The organism is Enterococcus sp. DIV0756 (assembly GCF_051710745.1).
Taxonomy (GTDB): Bacteria; Bacillota; Bacilli; order Lactobacillales; family Enterococcaceae; genus Enterococcus_A.
This window is the reverse complement of the sequence record NZ_JBIOLF010000001.1, coordinates 1,293,610-1,311,009: the sequence shown is the minus strand read 5'-3', so window position 1 is coordinate 1,311,009 and position 17,400 is coordinate 1,293,610. Positions and strand designations below refer to the sequence as shown.

Sequence of the window (17,400 nt, the reverse complement as noted above, 5' to 3'; positions counted from 1 at the left end):
AGAAGGAGTGATTATTAATGAATAAAAATATTATAGGAATCGCAGCAAATCAACATTATCAAAATAATCAAGATTTTTTTGATCAACAGTTTACTTATAGCCCTCAAGGTTTTATTAACGGAGTACACCAAGCGGGAGGCATCCCTATTTTACTACCTATCAGTGATCCCGAACTTGCCAGTAATTACATTGCAGCAATAGATAAATTGTTATTAGCAGGCGGACAGGATGTCACTCCTTTCCTATATGGAGAAGAACCACATCCGAAACTTGGCCCTACGAGCATTGATCGTGATACATTTGAAATGGCTCTAATCAAAGAAGCAATCAAACAGAATAAACCAATTTTTACGGTTTGTCGCGGCACACAACTTTTGAATGTCACACTTGGAGGGACACTATATCAAGACTTAACCCAGTATTCTAACTGGAAAGTAAAGCACGATATGTTTCCTACTGTACCTGATTTCGGATTGCATTCTATTACTGTTAAAGGAGATTCAGTTTTAGCACCTATATTTAGCGAACAGGCACAGGTCAATTCATATCACCATCAAGCAATTAAAGAATTGGCTGAAAGTCTTGTTCCAATTGCTTGGTCAACTGATGGTATCATTGAGGCTGTGGAAAGTCGCGATCGAAACATAAAAATCATCGGTGTTCAATGGCATCCTGAATTAACACAACAAAATAATCCTCAAGAGCAAGAGTTATTTAATTATTTTGTTCAAGACTTCGAGTAAATCAATGATTTGCTCTTTTTTTATTCACTGTAGAAAAACTCCAATAATTGTGCAGATAAGTTCATTTTTTTCGTAATAATTAACAAAATACTACTTTAGTACCATTTTATTATTTCTAACTTATGGGAGAATCAATCCATAACTTTTAGCTAAGAGGAGGAAAAAAATGAATGCAATTGAAGTAACGGATGTGAAGAAAGTTTATGGCTCTGGCCAGGCAGCTTTTGAAGCATTAAAAGGGGTTAATTTTACAATAAAAAAAGGAGAATCCGTCGCAATTATCGGAAAAAGTGGCTCAGGTAAGTCAACTTTGATGCATATATTAGCATTATTGGATCGACCAAGTTCAGGAAAAATTTCTTTACTCAATCAAGATACACGTCAAATAAAACATCGTTCGCTAAATAGAATGCGAAACGAAACATTTGGTTTTGTCTTCCAACAATTTTTTATAAATCCTAAAGATACGGTTCTATCTAATGTCCTACTACCGTTAAAAATTGCTGGAATACCAAGTCGGAAAAGAAAACAAATGGCAATAGAGGCCTTAGAGGCTGTCGAATTGAATGATAAAGCGAATAATAAAGCAAATGATTTATCAGGCGGTCAAAAACAGCGTGTTTGTATCGCGCGTGCCATCGTAAATCAACCAGAAATCATTTTTGCCGATGAACCGACCGGAAATTTAGATACGGCTACTGGTGAAAAAATTGAGAAGTTACTTTTTGATTTAAATCAAAAAAAAGGCATCACCTTGATTATCGTAACTCATGATCCTGAATTAGCTGATCGATGCGATCGCCAGATTCATATTAAAGATGGTCAGTTATTGGAGGATGCCTAACATGAAACTATTTGACATTATCAAATCTGCAAGCTCAAACTTATGGCGCAATAAAGGGCGAACCATTCTAACCGTCATTGCAATTTTTATTGGGGCATTTACTATCTCGCTAACAACTGCTGTCAATAACGGGGTTAATGATTATATTGATCGCCAAATCAATGGTGTCGGCGGTGAAGATCAGTTGATGATTTTTCCAGAATCTCAAATGGGCTCAACTAACGATGAGCCACAAAAATACGATCCTGATAAGGCTTCCGGAGCGGATGCCGATTATTTAACAACAAAGGATTTGGAGAAAATAAAGGCAACAAAAGGAATTAAAAAGGTTGAACCTTTCCATTTTCTATCAACGGATTACATTCAACGAAATGATGGAGAGAGATATCTTTTATCTGCTGTAAGCGTCAGTGATATTTCTATTGATTTAGAAGCCGGTCGCGAAGTAAACAGTACTGGTGATAGGTATGAAATTAATATTGCTCCTGAATATATGAAATCTTTAGGGTTTAAAACAGCCAAAGACGCGCTCAATCAGAAGTTAAAAATTGCGGTCAGCAGTCAAGCTACAGGTGAACAAGAAATTCTTAATGCGACTATCGTCGGTGTTCGAAATGTTAGTTTGATCCAACAAGGTCAGTCGATTATGAGTAAAGCCTTATCAGACAAAATTGTCAGCGTAAACGAAAAAGGAATGCCAGAAAATATGAAAAATAAGTATGGAACCCTTTTTGCTACCATGGATAAGGATTTGTCGAAGAAACAGATCGAACAGCTAAAGAAACGTTTAACTAAAAAAGGTTTTACTGCTATGACTGTTGAAGATGAGATTGGCATGATTCGACAGGTTATAAACGCGATCACAGGCGTACTTACTCTTTTTGGAGCTATTGCTTTATTAGCCGCAAGTTTTGGAATTATCAACACCCTATACATGTCTGTTCAAGATCGAACCAGAGAAATCGGTTTGATGAAGGCAATGGGAATGGGGCGGTTCAAAGTCTTTTTGACCTTCAGTATTGAAGCCTTACTAATTGGTTTCTGGGGTGGTGTGACTGGGATTGCTGGGGCGGTTACAGCAGGTCATTTTCTAAACGATTTTGCTACCACATCATTTTTGGATGGCCTAACAGGTCTGACTTTATTGCAGTTTTCATGGCCATCCATGGTAATTATTTTGCTAATAATTATGCTAATTGCCTTTTTAGCAGGAACTTTTCCGGCCAACCGAGCGGCTCGGTTAGACCCAATCAATGCGCTACGTTACGAGTAATAAAAACCCTGTCGCAATTAAGTTGCGACAGGGTTTTTATTACTTAATCATCATCAAGTGAAGCATCTGTTAATGATACAGATGAAAACTCCTCTATTTCCCCTGCTGATAATCGATTAAAATAAGACTTGGTCTCCTTAAAGACAACTGGACTCAATAAGATCAAAGCAATAATGTTTGGAAAGGCCATCAATCCATTAAAGATATCGGCAATCGTCCAAACCGCTGAAACTGTCAAATAAGGTCCGATGAAAACAGCGAAGATATATACCCAGCGGAATACTGCTGAAAACTTCGTATTTCCTCCCGTTAAATAGCTTAAGCAACGCTCCGAATAATAGTTCCAGCCCAAAATAGTTGTGAAAGCAAAGAATGCTAGACAAATCATTAGCAGAAGCGATGCAACTGTTTGAGAAAGAGGTAGTGCCTCAGCAAACGCATAGATTGTAACAGCTGATCCGTCTAGTCCTGTTTTCCAAGCCCCAGTCAAAATAATGGCCATTCCGGTCATATTACAAACAACGATTGTATCAATAAAGGTTCCAGTCATTGAAACCAATCCTTGACGAACAGGCTCTTTCGACTGCGCAGCAGCTGCAGCGATTGGTGCACTCCCTAAACCTGATTCATTTGAAAAAATCCCCCGCGCGATCCCTTTTTGCATCGCAATCATCATTGCTCCTAATGCCCCACCTGAAACAGCTCGCAAGCCAAAGGCACTTTGGACAATTTCAACAATGACCGCAGGTAATTTAGTGATGTTCAAGATAATCATAAATAGACATAGTCCAACATAAATCACAATCATCAATGGTACGATAATCTCAGATACGCGAGCAATTCTTTGAACCCCTCCAACCAAAACAATTGCAACTAAAATTGTGACAACAATACCTGTAACGATGACTGCCCAAGAATACTCATTCCCAAAAAGTGTAATCGTGTTCAATTTTTCTGGGTCAAAAAAAGTTTCTGCAGCAGAAGTGATACCGTTTATCTGAGCGATTGTTCCAATTCCAATCAAACCAGCGATCGCTCCAAAAAAGGCAAACATTTTAGCTAGCCATTTCCACTTAGCTCCCAATCCATTTTCGATATAGTAGAATGGCCCTCCTAATGCTTTTCCATGATCATCAAATGTACGATACTTTACAGCCAACAATCCTTCTGCATATTTCGTAGCCATACCTAATAGTCCAGCAAGTTCCAACCAAAACAACGCTCCTGGACCACCAGCCACAATTGCAGTAGCAACCCCAACGATATTTCCCGTGCCGATTGTTGCTGATAAAGCCGTACATAACGCTTGAAAACTAGTGACGTCCCCTTGTCCCCCATCTTCATTTTTTACCATATACTTCAGTGCCAAAGGTAAACGACGAATTTGGATCATCCGACAACCAACAGTTAAAATAATGCCGATTCCTAAAATTAAGATGATCATCGGTGCGCCCCAAATCAAAGAATTAATTTTCACTAATAAATTCTCCATCAAACTCCTCCTTTTTCTTGCTATTTTATCATAAATGTTTTTCTGAAACGCTGTTCTGAAAAAAATAATTCTAATTTATTGTCCAAAACAAAAAAACATGAATAGACTGAAGAATGTCTGTTCATGTTTTAAGTTGTTACAAGTACCATGCGCTGCTTCATTAGTGCATGTATAACAAGTCAATTAGCTCTACTGGATACTTTTTTTAACCTTCGGAAAATTGAAGGAGTATCTCTACTCAGGTTAAAGATGATGTTTACCGTTTATCGTACACTTTCATTGTTGAAGACTCTCTTTCGAGGATCTGCAGAACTGATTATTTCTTTTTCCGATCGTTTTGCATAATTGAAATCGATTGTTTTAAAGCGCTCCATGTTCCACCTTCGCTGTACACTAATACATTTGACTTATACAATTGAGCAGAAAATAGAGTTAGAAGAATCGTAAATAAAACTAAAATTGCCAAAGATACAAAGGCGCTAGAAAGGCCTACTGTTCCAGAGGCAAGCCGTAAAGGCATGCTGTAAGATGATAAGAAAGGAATATAGGACGTAACTTTGATTATCACGTTAGTCGGATCAGAAGTTCCTAGAATCAAACTCAACATGTAGCCAATCATCGACAAATAAGTTACGGGTTGGATCGCTTTTGCCGTATCTTCTGGCTTACTTACAAGCGAACCACATAGCGCTGATAGCACCGCGTACAAGAACAATCCTACTAACATGAAGGTGATAATGACAAAAGCACTGCTGCCTAACAAGGCCTTAATGGACACATTACTAAGTAAATCCTTCACCATATCCATATCCTTGAACTGTCTATATCCTAGCACAATAGCGATACCGTAGATCAATAATTGTGTTAAAGCAACTAATAAAACACCTATCAGTTTCCCATAATAGTGCGTTTTAGCCTTCATACTAGAAAGCAGGACTTCCATAATTCTTGTGCCTTTTTCAGATGCAATTTCTTGAGCGATAATTGAGGAATAGCTGACAATAAAGACAAACATAATGATCGTCGTCAAGAAGCTCAAGATAAATTGAGTTCCTGAATCTCCACCATCATTTTTCATTTTACCATTCTCAAAAGTCACTTTTGTTGCCTCAAATTTCGCTGGCTCCATCACTTTTTGAACTTGTGCCGTCGTCAAATTTAATTGACTTGCCCGAATATTTGCCTGCATCGAACTCAAAATTTGTTGTAACTGTACTTCAGTTGATGTTCCTAAAGAAGCTTTACTGTAAAGTTTTCCTGAAACATTATCCTTACCCATTTTCAAATTAAGATAAGCATCGATCTTCTTATTCTCTAATTGCTGCTGAGCCTTTTTCTCTGTAGTTATTACTTTAAATTTATAATCATCATTTTTAGTTTTCGTCAATTGTTCGGCAATTGCGGGTTGATCACTTACAATACCAATTTCATTAATATCATTGGCATCACCAAAAAAATGCTGTGATAGATAGAAAATTCCCATCAATAGAAATGGTGCTAGGATCATAATGAGAAATGCCGTTGATTTTACGTTCTTCTTATATACGTCCTTGATAATAACGCCCATTTTACTCATTTACAGCACCTGCTTTCCATTTGAAAATTTCTTCCAGTGTTGGTGGTTGTTGATTAAACATAGGGATGTAACCATCCTTTGTAGCTTCGGCAAAAATTTCTTGCCCTGCCGTTGGGTCTTCTAAGGTTATATCAAAGCTGCCGTCCTCTTTCTGGATTACTGTATGAACACCTGAAAAAGCTTCTAATTCTTTTTTAGTCAAATGCGATTCTAAATACAATTTGCTCCGCCCAAAAGATTCACGAATTTCATGGACTTTCCCGTTTAAGACAGTTTCTCCGTTTCGAAGCATGATTAAGTGATCGCAAATTTTCTCCACATTGTCCATATTGTGACTAGAGAAAATGACACATGATCCTTTTTCTTTTAACTCAATAATGCCGTTTTTTAATAATTCGGCATTAACAGGGTCCAACCCACTGAAGGGTTCATCTAAAATGACTAATTTCGGCTCGTGAATCAATGTTGAAATCAATTGAACTTTTTGTTGGTTTCCTTTAGAGAGTGATTTTACTTTATCCGTCTTCTTCCCCTTGACTTGAAATTTATCCATCCACTCATCTATTTTCGGAGCGATCTCTTGTTTGCTCTTTCCTCTCAATGAAGCAAAGAAAAGCAATTGATCTTCAATTGTTACCTTAGGATATAGTCCCCGTTCCTCAGGTAAATAACCAATTAAATTGTAATCCTTACCAGATAGTTCATGTCCATTCCATGAAACACTTCCAGAGTCCTTTGACAAGAAATCTAATATCAAGCGAAATGTCGTTGTTTTTCCCGCGCCATTTTGTCCAATTAACCCCAAAATTTTCCCATCTTCGATCGTAAAATTCATATTATTTAAAGCCTTATACGATCCAAAACTCTTACTCAAATTCTCAACCTGTAACATTTTTTCACTCCTTTTTTATAATTAAATTCACTTTTCAACGGTGAATTTATAACTGATATTATAGTTTTTTTCTGAAATAGAAATAGCAGATCAGGTAGCTAATCGAGAATACGTAAAGTAACCCACTTGCAGTAAGCATTAAACTTTTTGAAACGAAGCTTCCAATAATGCTCAAAATCACCAATGCTACTATCATTACATAACTTGTAATTTGCAATGCTTTGCTCCAGATTTCTAGATTTCGTTCATCGGTCTTAATAATCCGCTGCTGTTTCAATTTTTCAGGATTTCTCATCGTATTTCTATTTCTAATGATATAAATTATAAATACAAGGCCAATAGAAAGAAAGAAGCCCATTAGAAAGCTCACTGCTCGATCGCTAATTTTCAATTCATACCAGTTAACTCCAATAAATAAAATCGCTGAACAAATTAGCATGAAAATAATTGCCACAAAATAAACCTTATTTAACTTTTTTAATTTATCTCTGTATTCACGATCCAGTTTTGATAACTCTTCCATTATTCATCCTCCTCATCAAAAATGAATACTTCTTCTATCATTAATCCAAAAAACCTAGAAATTTTATAGGCAAGGATCAAGGAGGCGTTGTAGCGACCATTTTCTAAAGAAATAATTGTTTGACGTGTAACTTCTAGGTGATCAGCTAACTCACTCTGAGTCAATTTACGTTCTTTGCGTAATTCTTGAATTCGATTTTGCAAATAATCACTCCTTAATCATACCGAGGGACCCATTCCGTCTTATTTCTTTATATTTATTTTAGTTCTCTTACTTGTTTCTTTGACTCAGTAGATTCGATTAGAAAAAGAGATTAATCGTTCAAATGTATAGTTAACTTTACATATCACAAAAAAAGTATAGCACCCTTTACATTGAATGTAAAGGGTGCTATACATTATTTTTCTTGTAATTGATTAAATGTATTTTCAGCTACCTGTTTAGGTAATCCTACTTCTTGCAATTCATCTACAGAGGCTGCTTGGATATTCTTCAATGATTTAAATTCCTTTAGCAACATTTTTTTACGTTTCGGTCCTAATCCATCAATATTATCCAATTTCGAAGCAAAACTATTTTTACTACGCAACTGTCGATGAAAGGTAATCGCAAAGCGATGGACTTCATCTTGAATACGCTGTAGTAAGAAGAATTCTTGTGAATTACGTTCCAATGGCACGACGTTTAATTCTGGACCAAATAGTAATTCACTCGTCTTATGTTTATCATCTTTTGCTAGTCCCGCGATCGGTATATCAATTCCTAACTGGTTAGCTAATACATCTTTTGCGACATCAACTTGACCTTTCCCACCATCAATTACAATTAAATCTGGGAATGGCAACCCTTCTTTTAATACCCGAGAGTAACGGCGATAAATAACCTCACGCATGGACGCATAATCATCTGGTCCTTTGACCGTTTTGATCTTATACTTACGATACTCTTTTTTTGCAGGTTTTCCATCAATGAAAACAACCATGGCCGATACTGGATCAGTTCCCATAATATTAGAGTTATCAAAAGCTTCAATTCGAATCGGTGCTGGAATATTCATAGCATCGCCCAATTTCTCTACTGCACCAATTGTCCGTGCTTCACTTCGACCAATGAGATCAAACTTTTCATTCAAAGCAACTTGAGCATTTTTCCCTGCCAATTTTACTAGCTTTTTCTTTTCTCCACGTTGCGGTTGTAAAATTTTTGTTGATAGCATCGCTTCGACACTTGGCTTGTCAATATTATCAGGTATCAAAACCTCTTTAGGAATAAAGTGTTCATTTTCTTGATAAAACTGTCCAATGTAGGTTAAAAAATCCTCTTCTGCATCATTATAAAATGGAAACATCGAAACATCTCGCTCAATTAATTTTCCTTGACGGACAAAGAAAACCTGTACACACATCCAACCTTTATCTGTTGCATATCCAAAAATATCACGATCAACCAAGTCTGTATTCGTCATTTTTTGTTTCGTCATAACTGTTTCAATTGCTCTAATCTGATCACGGTATTCTGCCGCCTTTTCAAACTCCATATCAGCAGCTGCCAGATTCATCTTTTCTTCCAATTGCTTCTGAATTTCTGTATGTCCCCCATTTAAGAATCGTTTGATTTCTTCCACCATGTCCTTATAGACTTGAGGATCAACATGGAAAGCGTACGGACACAGACACTGACCTAAATGATAATAAAGACAAGGAGTTTTTTGCGACGGCTTACACTTTCTAAGTGGAAACAATCGATCCAATAACTTCTTAGTTTCATTAGCCGCATTCACATCGGGATACGGACCAAAATAATGCGCCTTGTCCTTTAAAACTTTTCGCGTGATCATCAAACGGGGATATTTTTCGTTCGTGATTTTCAGAAAAGGATAGGTTTTATCATCTTTCAGCATGATGTTATACTTAGGATCATTTTTCTTGATCAAATTGATTTCAAGCAGCAGTGCCTCGATATTTGATTCTGTCACGATATACTCAAAATCAACAATTTCGCTGACTAAACGCTCTGTCTTCGTATTATGGCTACCAGTAAAATAAGAGCGTACCCTATTTTTTAGAATTTTAGCTTTTCCGACATAAATAATCGTGCCATTTTTGTCTTTCATCAGATAACAGCCCGGTTGATCTGGTAAAAGCGCTAGTTTATTTTTGATTCGTTCGTTCATAAGTTGCTTCCCTTCCGAGCTACATCATTAGATTAAAACTAAACTGACAAAAAAGCTGGACAAATTGCCCAGCTCAGTTGCTTACATGTGAGCTTGGATAAGCTCTTTTAGTTGATCTTTCGTATGAACACCAATTACTTTATCAACAACTTGTCCATCTTTTTTTAGAACAAGCGTTGGGATGCTCATAATACCAAATGAAGCAGGTGTTTCAGGATTTTCATCCACATCCATTTTTACGACTCTGAATTCATCTTCATCATATTCTTCAGATAATTGTTCTAAGATCGGTGCTTGCATACGACAAGGACCACACCATGTTGCCCAAAAATCGATCAAAACAAGACCGTTATCTGTCTCTTCGTTAAACGTTTTATCAGTAACTACTTGTGACATTTGAATTCCTCCTATATAAATTGGATACATTAAAATCGGTATCCGTTTTTCTTACTAAAAGTAGTATAGCACGGTCCTATTTTCTTCGCTACTGTTCTGCTTACACTTGTAAACTATTTAAAAGTAACTACTGTTGCGCCACTTCCGCCTTGGTTTGCTGGGGCAAATTCAAAGCTTTGAACATTACGATTATTTTTTAAATAGTCAGTGATTCCCTTACGCAGAGCCCCAGTTCCTTTACCATGAATGATTCGTACTTGGGCAAAGTTTGCTAAAAGTGCAGCATCAATATATTGATCCACCTCTGCCAAGGCTTCTTCGTAACGTTTTCCTCGTAAATCCAACTCTGGCTTCACTTTGGAGCTGGCTCCGCGTTGGACACCTGTGATTACACGCTGTTTCGGTTCTTCCACGGGTGTGGTCAAAGTCATATCCTCTTCAGATACAGTCATTTTCAAAATTCCTAGTTGGACTTGCCATTCATTATCGCCAACTTTTTTAATTAGCGTTCCACGTTGTCCGTATGTTTCCACAATCACTTCATCATTCGGTTTAAATTGTTTTTTGGCTTTGGCTTTTTGCAGAACTTTATTTTTCTTGAGATTTTCATCTTGCTTAAGATCAGCCAATTGGGTCTTTGCATCGATTAATTGATGTTCTTTTACATTTCCTTGACCATCTAACTGCATCTGACGAATGTCTTTGATGATTTTTTCAGCATTTTCTTCAGCGTCACTGATAATTCTATTCGCTTCTTTACGAGCCTTCTCCATCTCTTTCTCACGTTCATCGAAGAAATAAGAATAAGCATTTTTTAAATCACGATACAGTTTCTCAGATTCATCAACATAATGACGAATCTCTAAATATTCCGTTTCAGTGGCTTTTCGTTGATTCTCTAAATCGGAAATCATTTCATTCAAATCTTGACTTTCTTCGTCAATAATTTGTTTCGCACTCTCAATCACTAGCGGATCTAAGCCAAGTCGACGAGAAATTTCAAAAGCATTACTGCGTCCCGGAACCCCAATCAATAATCGATAGGTCGGACTTAATGTATCCACATCAAATTCCATACTGGCATTGATAGTGTTTGAGCGATTATACCCATAGATTTTTAACTCCGGATAATGGGTGGTAGCCATAACGTAAGAGGATTTAGCACCAACCGCATCCAAAATTGCAATTGCCAATGCAGCACCTTCTTGCGGATCAGTTCCAGCACCTAGTTCATCGAACAACACTAAACTGTGCTCATCAATTTTATCTAAAATTGAAACAATATTTGTCATATGAGAAGAGAATGTCGATAAGCTTTGTTCAATTGATTGTTCATCACCAATATCCGCAAAAACTTCGGTAAAAATACCCATTTCACTTTCCTCACCGACAGGTAATGGAAGTCCAGCTTGTCCCATCAGTTGTAAAAGACCGAGAGTTTTTAGAGAAATAGTTTTCCCACCGGTATTCGGTCCAGTAATAACGACAGCCTGAAAATCTTCTCCAATCATAAGATCATTGGCTACCGCTTTTTCCGGATCTAACAATGGATGGCGCGCTTGTTTGAAATACACATGATTTTCCTGATTAACCATTGGTACGACTGCCTTTTGAGCTTTGGCAAAGCGTGCCTTGGCGTTCATCAAATCAAAACGTCCCAAGACGTAAGCATTGTGTAAGATGTCCTTACGAGGGGCCACCAATTCTGCAGATAATTCAGCTAAAATACGTTCAATTTCAGTACGCTCTGCGATTTGCTGTTGACGCAACCGATTATTCAACTCGACAACTTGTTTTGGCTCCATAAATAAGGTTTGTCCAGAAGCACTCTGATCGTGAACTACTCCACCAAAAATACCACGGTATTCTTGCTTCACAGGGATCACATAACGGTCATTTCGCATTGTTATTAGGCTATCACTTAAATACTTTGCATTTTTCCCTCGAATCAGGCCATCTAATTGTTCACGAATCGTTTGTTCGCTACGTCTTATCTGGCTGCGGATGGTACGCAATTCTGACGAAGCTTCATCTCGTACACGTCCGTCTTCTTCCACCGAACGACGGAGTTTTCCACTTAATTCAGGTAAAGTGGTTAATTGTTCTTCCCAGAAATATAATCGCAAAAACTCTAATTCACTGTCTTTCAAATCTTCAATAAAACGAACCAATTCACTTGTAGTAGAAAGTACACGCGAGACCTCGGCCAACTCTAAGCCATTTAAATTTGCTCCGATTTCAATTCGCTTCATATGTGGCTTAATATTGTTCAATTTGGGAATTGGCAATCCTCCACGCAAGCGTTGTACCTTCATTCCGTCTTCCGTTTCATCCAGCCAAGACTGGATAGTATCCTCATCATTAGAAGGTGTTAATTGACGGATTTCTTCTTCCCCTTGTTCAGTCGTTAAATACTGTTGAATCATTTTCTTTACTTGCTCAAACTCTAACGTTTTTAGAATACGTTCATTCATTTTTTCACCTTCTATACATAAATAAACCGAAACCTGTCAAACAGCGTCCCGGTTTTTAATTTATCCAATAATATTTGTCACCCATAAATTGTTAAAATGCGAGCTTAGGAACAGCGAATGTTCGATCATAAACCGAGCATACCAACTTCCTTCGATTTGATTTTGGAGTAAAGCCATCGGTACGAAACTGACCAACTTTAAAATCAAAAAAATACTAACATAGCAAACAATTAATTGTAAGATTCCCGCTACAATACCATCATATTGAGGAATAAGCACTTTGAACAGTAAATCTTTGAAAAAAATTGCAAATAAATGCGTCACTAACCAGCCAATGACTAAAATCATGACGAATGCTACACCAGCGTAAAAAGCCTTATCCAAATTAAAGGCTTGTTCAACTGAGTAATAAACCATTTTTGATTCACTGGTAACGGATGGGTAAGGTACGAATAGATCCAAATGAGATCCTAATTGCTGATAAAACATCCGAGCAATTACGAAGGATATCAAGTATCCAATCGAAAATACTATCTGATAGGCTGTACCGCGACGATAGCCCACGTAAAAAGATAGCAGTAATGCAAATAAAATTACTAATGTTAACATAGTATCCCTCACTTATTTATTTGCCGCTCTTTTTTGAATCTCACGTTTTCGATTTTCATTGACGATTTGTTGCGCTTCTACGTGATTTCGGATTGGAACATTTTCTTTTCCATTTTTCCGCATGATTTCTTTGGCTTCGGCTTCAATTGCTTCGATTTTCTTAATACGATTTTCTAATTCAAGATTATGGGCGGCTTGCCCTTCAAGCGTATACTGCTGTTTTTCTAACTTCATTAACGCTTCTTGCTTTTTCAATTGATCTGAGACTGCATTGATCGCCAATAACATCGTGGCTTTTTCTTGCGTAATCCCAGGTGATAACGACATGATCTCATTTAACTGTTCATTGACCAATGCGGTAACCATATCCATATGTTGCTTGGATTCTTGACCAATGATAGTATAAGTCTGACCGGCAACGATTGCCTTATAGCGATTTTGCGCCATATCGATCAACCTTCCTAAAACAATTTTTATAAAAATATTCTGGTAACAAAAACACTAATATATTATATGCTAAAATCTTTCGTATGTACAACTTTCATCAATTGAAAGCCAATTAACTTAAAGAAAAGAGAAAAATTATGAGTTCTGCTGTACTAAAATTATCAAAAACTGAAATCAAAAAGCTGAAAAACTACTATGCTGACTATCTTTTAACTAAGAAAGTCCCTTACAGTGAATTCTCCGCTAAGAAAAACGGTATCAGTATCACCGCCTACACCTCTGGAAAAGTCTTGTTCCAAGGAAACAATGCTGAACAAGAAGCTGCTCGCTGGGGAAAAACGGATTCCTCAGAAGCTAAAAAAAGTAATAGCCTGCCTAAAAATTTTGCCTCACTCGCTGTCCTCGGCAGTGACGAAGTTGGAAATGGCAGCTACTTCGGGCCGTTATGTGTTTGTGCCGCTTATGCTGATAAAGAGCATCTTGACGCTCTGAAACGCTTAGGCGTGAAAGACTCAAAAATGCTTACTGATGATCAAATCCGAAAAATGGCAACTGCAATCAAAGAACTGATTCCTTACCGTTTGTTAGTTGTTCATCCGGAAAAATATAATGAAATTCAACCGAAATACAATGCTGTTCGAATGAAAGTCGCCTTGCATAATCAAGCAATCCGTCTACTGTTGGATCAGATTGCACCAACAAAGCCTGAAGCGATCCTAATTGATCAATTCACTTCTGAAGCTAATTATACGAAATATGTTAAACAAGAACAGCAACGCGTCGATCAAAAAATTTATTTTGTCACTAAAGGTGAACAATACCATCTTTCTGTTGCAGCAGCTTCGATTATTAGTCGGGCAAGTTTCCTTGAGGAACTGGACAAAGCTTCAATAGAATTAGGGACAAAAGTTCCTTCTGGCGCAGGCAAACCTTCTGATGAACTTGCCGCTAAACTATTGCGGCAGGGTGGAATAGATTTATTGCGAAAATTTGCAAAGCTCCATTTCGCCAATACAGAAAAAGCAAAAAAATTGATATAAAGAACTGCCCCGCCAGAATGTCCATTCAATTTGGCGAGGCAGTTACTATTTTAAACTTCTGTTCCAGCCAATAATACCTGTTGAACGTTTCTTAATGCCTCAATGTCTGTAGTTGCATCTCCGTCTACAACAAGTATATCTGCTTGTAATCCTGCTTTCAATTCACCCGTAACCTCAGACAAATCGAATACTCTTGCAGGATTTTGTGTAGCTGTTTGAATTGCCTCGATTGGAGTTAATCCATACCTTACCATTAATTCCAATTCTTCTACGATTGGAACACTCGGTGCCTCCAACATTACCATATCAGTTCCAGCAAGAATCGTTACACCTTCATCATAAATCGCTTTGAAGTTTTCTGAATACGCTTGAACTGAGCTTTCAAAGAAGTCTAAGTGATGGGAATAGGTTTCAGTTGACTGATTCGAGTGATCCACCCCGACCTCTTGAACCTTTTGATTATACTCTGCCAAAAAATGATAAGCATACATCGTAGGCGTCCATGATTGCTCATTTTTCACCATTTGCTTAGCTTGTTCAACAGTTAAAAAGTTTCCGTGCTCAATGGTATCAAATCCAGCATCGATACACATTTGAATACCTGGTTGTGTCCCTGAATGGACCACGCATTTCATTCCAAGGCGATGTGCTTCCTCGACACCTGCAGTCAACTCTTCTTGAGTAAACTCACAAATATCATCACGATTTGTCGTTAATAGCTTAATCCAATCTGCTCCATCTTTCTTTTGACGGCGAATGGTGTGACGAATATTTTCTACCCCATCAACCTCTTCAATCCCATCTTCATGTCCATGTCCACCGGTGATACAAATTCCTCGATCTGTGTGTAGGACGCGTGGCGCTTTCACGAATCCTTTTTCAGCTGCTAGTCGTAATGTTTCTAGCAGAAATTGTGGCCCACAACAATCACGAATTGTGGTTACGCCTTTAGATAAACAAGTTTCAGCTTGTTTTTGTGCATAGTAAGCAATCATAAAATCGTTGTAGCGGTGCAAATCAGGTTGTGTCCAATAATAACCAAGATGGATATGAGCATCCATCAATCCAGGAAGAATTGTACCACTACCATAATCACGAACCTCTGCCTGTGGAAAATCCGCTAAAAGCTTATCTGCTTTTCCAACCGTTAAAATTATATCCTCATCATAAACAACACCACCATCTTCAATGATGGTCTTTCCATCACCAGTAATTACTTTCTGAGCCTTTAATAAAATCATTCTTGCGTCCCCTCCAATTATGAAACGTTTTCACTCTTTTAGTGTAACAAAAGAACCGATAAAATGGATAGCCAATTTTATCGGTCCAAACAAATAATTCTATTTATTTGAATAATGCTCTGGTAAACAGAAGCCATATTCTGTTTCGAACAGTTTTCCAATCTGCAACAACAAATCCTCACGTCCTCGTGCTGCCATAAATTGGATACCTAAAGGTAATTGTTTTTCAGTTAAATAGGTAGGTAGGCTAATAGCTGGTTGTCCTGTCAGATTGGCCAATTGGGTATAAGGTGTAATTTCAAGACTTTTCTCAAACATCTGATCAATTAATTGGTGTAGCTCTTTTTCCGATAAATTTGCTGATATTTCCAACGCATCACGGATCTCAGTACTTTGTAAATCATCATTTATTTTCGGAGCTGTCGTCGCAACTGTAGGAGTTAGTAATAAATCATATTCAGTAAATAATTGCTCCATTATAAAAGCTGCTCGATCCCATACATTCAGAGCATGAATAAAATGACTAGCAGGAATTTTTTTACCATACTGGTAAATCCCCCATGTCATTAGCTCCATGTCATTTCTTTCAACCGGTCGTCTTAACCCTTGCTCGATTCCAGTAAACATAGCAGCTGTTTCGGCACCATTCATTATATAATAACTCGTTATTAGTTCCTTTCCGTCTACAGGATAGGAAATCATCTCGACCTGATGACCTTGTTTTAGTAAAAAATCACGTGCTTTTTCGACTGCACTAGCGGCCTCAGGTGATACATTTGAATTAATTGGCGAATCAATAATCACCGCAATTTTTAGTTTCTTTTTCTGGGAAGCCTGTTCATGCTTCCACGCTCTTTCAGGAGCTTGGTATGGCGCTGCACTATTAATTCCGCGCATTCCATAAAAAAGTTTTTCCGTGTCACGCATCGAGACCGTCAGTGCGAAATCAATCGCTGCTCCTTGCCATCCACGCCAACCACTTGGACCTACAGGCATTGTTCCGCGAGTCGGCTTCAACCCAATTAATCCACAAAAAGAAGCTGGGATACGTATTGATCCACCCCCATCACTAGCTCCTGCTATTGGAACAATACCGGCAGCAACAGCACTGGCGGCTCCACCACTTGATCCACCAGAGTAATAATCAAGATTCCATGGATTCCTAGCCGGACCATAAAGCTCGGCGTCGGTGATGTTTTTAAAGCCAAACTCTGGCGTATTTGTCTGAGCAAATGGTACCAATCCATTTTCTATTAGTTTATCGGTGAAATGACTGTTATGACTTGCTCGGTGTTCTCTCAGTAGTTTAGAACCTGAAGTACTCAACCAATCTTTTTTCTCTTGGCCCAACATTTTCAAAGGGATCGGCAAACCGGCAAATGGACGATTTAAGAGATCCGTATGTTTTTCAAATTCTTCACGCGCATCATGATCCATTATAGTTACAAATGCATTGAGCATTGCGTTTTGCTTACGTGCCTTTTCTTCAAAATTCGTTAATAGTTCTTGAAAGCTAAGTTCTTTCTTACGTAATTTTTCTGCCCAGTATAGCCCGTCCTTCACCGCAAACACCTCTTCAGTTTTTTGTTTTATTATCACAAATTTTCTTTTAGAACACCAGTCACAGACCATTAACCTTCGTAATAAAAGCGTGATGACTGAAGTTAGTTTATTCAA

16 protein-coding genes are annotated in these 17,400 nt (G+C 37.8%); 4 read left to right on the top strand and 12 right to left on the bottom strand.

Going from position 1 to position 17,400, the window contains the following annotated elements:
- Positions 1-17: 17 nt before the first annotated feature.
- The 3 genes from IGI44_RS06305 (at position 18) to IGI44_RS06295 (ending at position 2,860) form a co-directional block, all read left to right on the top strand.
- The gene (locus tag IGI44_RS06305; protein WP_438786938.1) at positions 18-743 is read left to right on the top strand and encodes a gamma-glutamyl-gamma-aminobutyrate hydrolase family protein; all 726 of its coding nucleotides are present in this window, start codon (positions 18-20) and stop codon (positions 741-743) included.
- Positions 744-909: 166 nt separating this feature from the next.
- Complete coding sequence (locus IGI44_RS06300) at positions 910-1,587, top strand: ABC transporter ATP-binding protein (protein ID WP_438786937.1); 678 nt, start codon at positions 910-912, stop codon at positions 1,585-1,587.
- 1 nt (position 1,588) lies between these two features.
- Positions 1,589-2,860 (top strand): ABC transporter permease, encoded by a 1,272-nt coding sequence (locus IGI44_RS06295; protein WP_438786936.1) that lies wholly within the window; start codon positions 1,589-1,591, stop codon positions 2,858-2,860.
- Between the two features lie 43 nt (positions 2,861-2,903).
- Here the strand turns inward: IGI44_RS06295 and IGI44_RS06290 are convergent, their stop codons facing one another.
- The 10 genes from IGI44_RS06290 to zapA form a co-directional block, all read right to left on the bottom strand.
- Entirely contained in the window at positions 2,904-4,352 is a 1,449-nt protein-coding gene (locus IGI44_RS06290) for an alanine/glycine:cation symporter family protein (protein ID WP_438786935.1), read from the bottom strand.
- A gap of 316 nt (positions 4,353-4,668) precedes the next feature.
- Positions 4,669-5,928 carry an ABC transporter permease gene (locus IGI44_RS06285; RefSeq protein ID WP_438786934.1) on the bottom strand — a complete coding sequence of 420 codons (1,260 nt, stop codon included), beginning with the start codon at positions 5,926-5,928 and terminating at the stop codon, positions 4,669-4,671.
- Positions 5,921-6,820: an ABC transporter ATP-binding protein gene (locus IGI44_RS06280; protein WP_438786933.1), complete on the bottom strand. Its 900-nt coding sequence runs from the start codon at positions 6,818-6,820 to the stop codon at positions 5,921-5,923. Before IGI44_RS06280 ends, IGI44_RS06285 begins: the two co-directional genes overlap by 8 nt.
- Positions 6,821-6,878: 58 nt before the next feature.
- Positions 6,879-7,343 (bottom strand): hypothetical protein, encoded by a 465-nt coding sequence (locus IGI44_RS06275; RefSeq protein WP_438786932.1) that lies wholly within the window; start codon positions 7,341-7,343, stop codon positions 6,879-6,881.
- The gene (locus IGI44_RS06270; RefSeq protein ID WP_438786931.1) at positions 7,343-7,546 is read right to left on the bottom strand and encodes a helix-turn-helix transcriptional regulator; all 204 of its coding nucleotides are present in this window, start codon (positions 7,544-7,546) and stop codon (positions 7,343-7,345) included. The genes IGI44_RS06275 and IGI44_RS06270 overlap by 1 nt, the downstream gene beginning before the upstream one ends.
- A 194-nt stretch (positions 7,547-7,740) precedes the next feature.
- Entirely contained in the window at positions 7,741-9,516 is a 1,776-nt protein-coding gene (gene uvrC, locus IGI44_RS06265; RefSeq protein ID WP_438786930.1) for an excinuclease ABC subunit UvrC, read from the bottom strand.
- A gap of 81 nt (positions 9,517-9,597) precedes the next feature.
- The gene (trxA, locus tag IGI44_RS06260; RefSeq protein ID WP_010744490.1) at positions 9,598-9,912 is read right to left on the bottom strand and encodes a thioredoxin; all 315 of its coding nucleotides are present in this window, start codon (positions 9,910-9,912) and stop codon (positions 9,598-9,600) included.
- A gap of 113 nt (positions 9,913-10,025) precedes the next feature.
- Positions 10,026-12,386 carry an endonuclease MutS2 gene (locus IGI44_RS06255; RefSeq protein ID WP_438786929.1) on the bottom strand — a complete coding sequence of 787 codons (2,361 nt, stop codon included), beginning with the start codon at positions 12,384-12,386 and terminating at the stop codon, positions 10,026-10,028.
- A gap of 60 nt (positions 12,387-12,446) precedes the next feature.
- On the bottom strand, positions 12,447-12,995 hold the full coding sequence (locus IGI44_RS06250; protein ID WP_438786928.1) for a CvpA family protein: 549 nt from the start codon (positions 12,993-12,995) through the stop codon (positions 12,447-12,449).
- 12 nt (positions 12,996-13,007) lie between these two features.
- On the bottom strand, positions 13,008-13,442 hold the full coding sequence (gene zapA / locus IGI44_RS06245) for a cell division protein ZapA (protein WP_438786927.1): 435 nt from the start codon (positions 13,440-13,442) through the stop codon (positions 13,008-13,010).
- Between the two features lie 137 nt (positions 13,443-13,579).
- On the opposite strand from zapA, the gene rnhC reads away from it, so the two are divergent.
- Positions 13,580-14,482, top strand: a complete 903-nt coding sequence (rnhC, locus tag IGI44_RS06240) for a ribonuclease HIII (RefSeq protein WP_438786926.1) — start codon at positions 13,580-13,582, stop codon at positions 14,480-14,482.
- A gap of 50 nt (positions 14,483-14,532) precedes the next feature.
- Here the strand turns inward: rnhC and IGI44_RS06235 are convergent, their stop codons facing one another.
- Together IGI44_RS06235 and IGI44_RS06230 are read right to left on the bottom strand one after the other, a co-directional pair.
- On the bottom strand, positions 14,533-15,723 hold the full coding sequence (locus tag IGI44_RS06235) for an amidohydrolase family protein (protein ID WP_438786925.1): 1,191 nt from the start codon (positions 15,721-15,723) through the stop codon (positions 14,533-14,535).
- A 99-nt stretch (positions 15,724-15,822) separates the two neighbouring features.
- Positions 15,823-17,286 carry an amidase gene (locus IGI44_RS06230; protein WP_438786924.1) on the bottom strand — a complete coding sequence of 488 codons (1,464 nt, stop codon included), beginning with the start codon at positions 17,284-17,286 and terminating at the stop codon, positions 15,823-15,825.
- Between the last annotated feature and the right edge of the window lie 114 nt (positions 17,287-17,400).

Coding starts and splice junctions, on each gene's coding strand:
- IGI44_RS06305 (WP_438786938.1), top strand. CDS start 18: ATGAATAAAAATATTATAGGAATCGCAGCAAATCAACATTATCAAAAT.
- IGI44_RS06300 (WP_438786937.1), top strand. CDS start 910: ATGAATGCAATTGAAGTAACGGATGTGAAGAAAGTTTATGGCTCTGGC.
- IGI44_RS06295 (WP_438786936.1), top strand. CDS start 1,589: ATGAAACTATTTGACATTATCAAATCTGCAAGCTCAAACTTATGGCGC.
- IGI44_RS06290 (WP_438786935.1), bottom strand. CDS start 4,352: ATGGAGAATTTATTAGTGAAAATTAATTCTTTGATTTGGGGCGCACCG.
- IGI44_RS06285 (WP_438786934.1), bottom strand. CDS start 5,928: ATGAGTAAAATGGGCGTTATTATCAAGGACGTATATAAGAAGAACGTA.
- IGI44_RS06280 (WP_438786933.1), bottom strand. CDS start 6,820: ATGTTACAGGTTGAGAATTTGAGTAAGAGTTTTGGATCGTATAAGGCT.
- IGI44_RS06275 (WP_438786932.1), bottom strand. CDS start 7,343: ATGGAAGAGTTATCAAAACTGGATCGTGAATACAGAGATAAATTAAAA.
- uvrC (WP_438786930.1), bottom strand. CDS start 9,516: ATGAACGAACGAATCAAAAATAAACTAGCGCTTTTACCAGATCAACCG.
- trxA (WP_010744490.1), bottom strand. CDS start 9,912: ATGTCACAAGTAGTTACTGATAAAACGTTTAACGAAGAGACAGATAAC.
- IGI44_RS06255 (WP_438786929.1), bottom strand. CDS start 12,386: ATGAATGAACGTATTCTAAAAACGTTAGAGTTTGAGCAAGTAAAGAAA.
- IGI44_RS06250 (WP_438786928.1), bottom strand. CDS start 12,995: ATGTTAACATTAGTAATTTTATTTGCATTACTGCTATCTTTTTACGTG.
- zapA (WP_438786927.1), bottom strand. CDS start 13,442: ATGGCGCAAAATCGCTATAAGGCAATCGTTGCCGGTCAGACTTATACT.
- rnhC (WP_438786926.1), top strand. CDS start 13,580: ATGAGTTCTGCTGTACTAAAATTATCAAAAACTGAAATCAAAAAGCTG.
- IGI44_RS06235 (WP_438786925.1), bottom strand. CDS start 15,723: ATGATTTTATTAAAGGCTCAGAAAGTAATTACTGGTGATGGAAAGACC.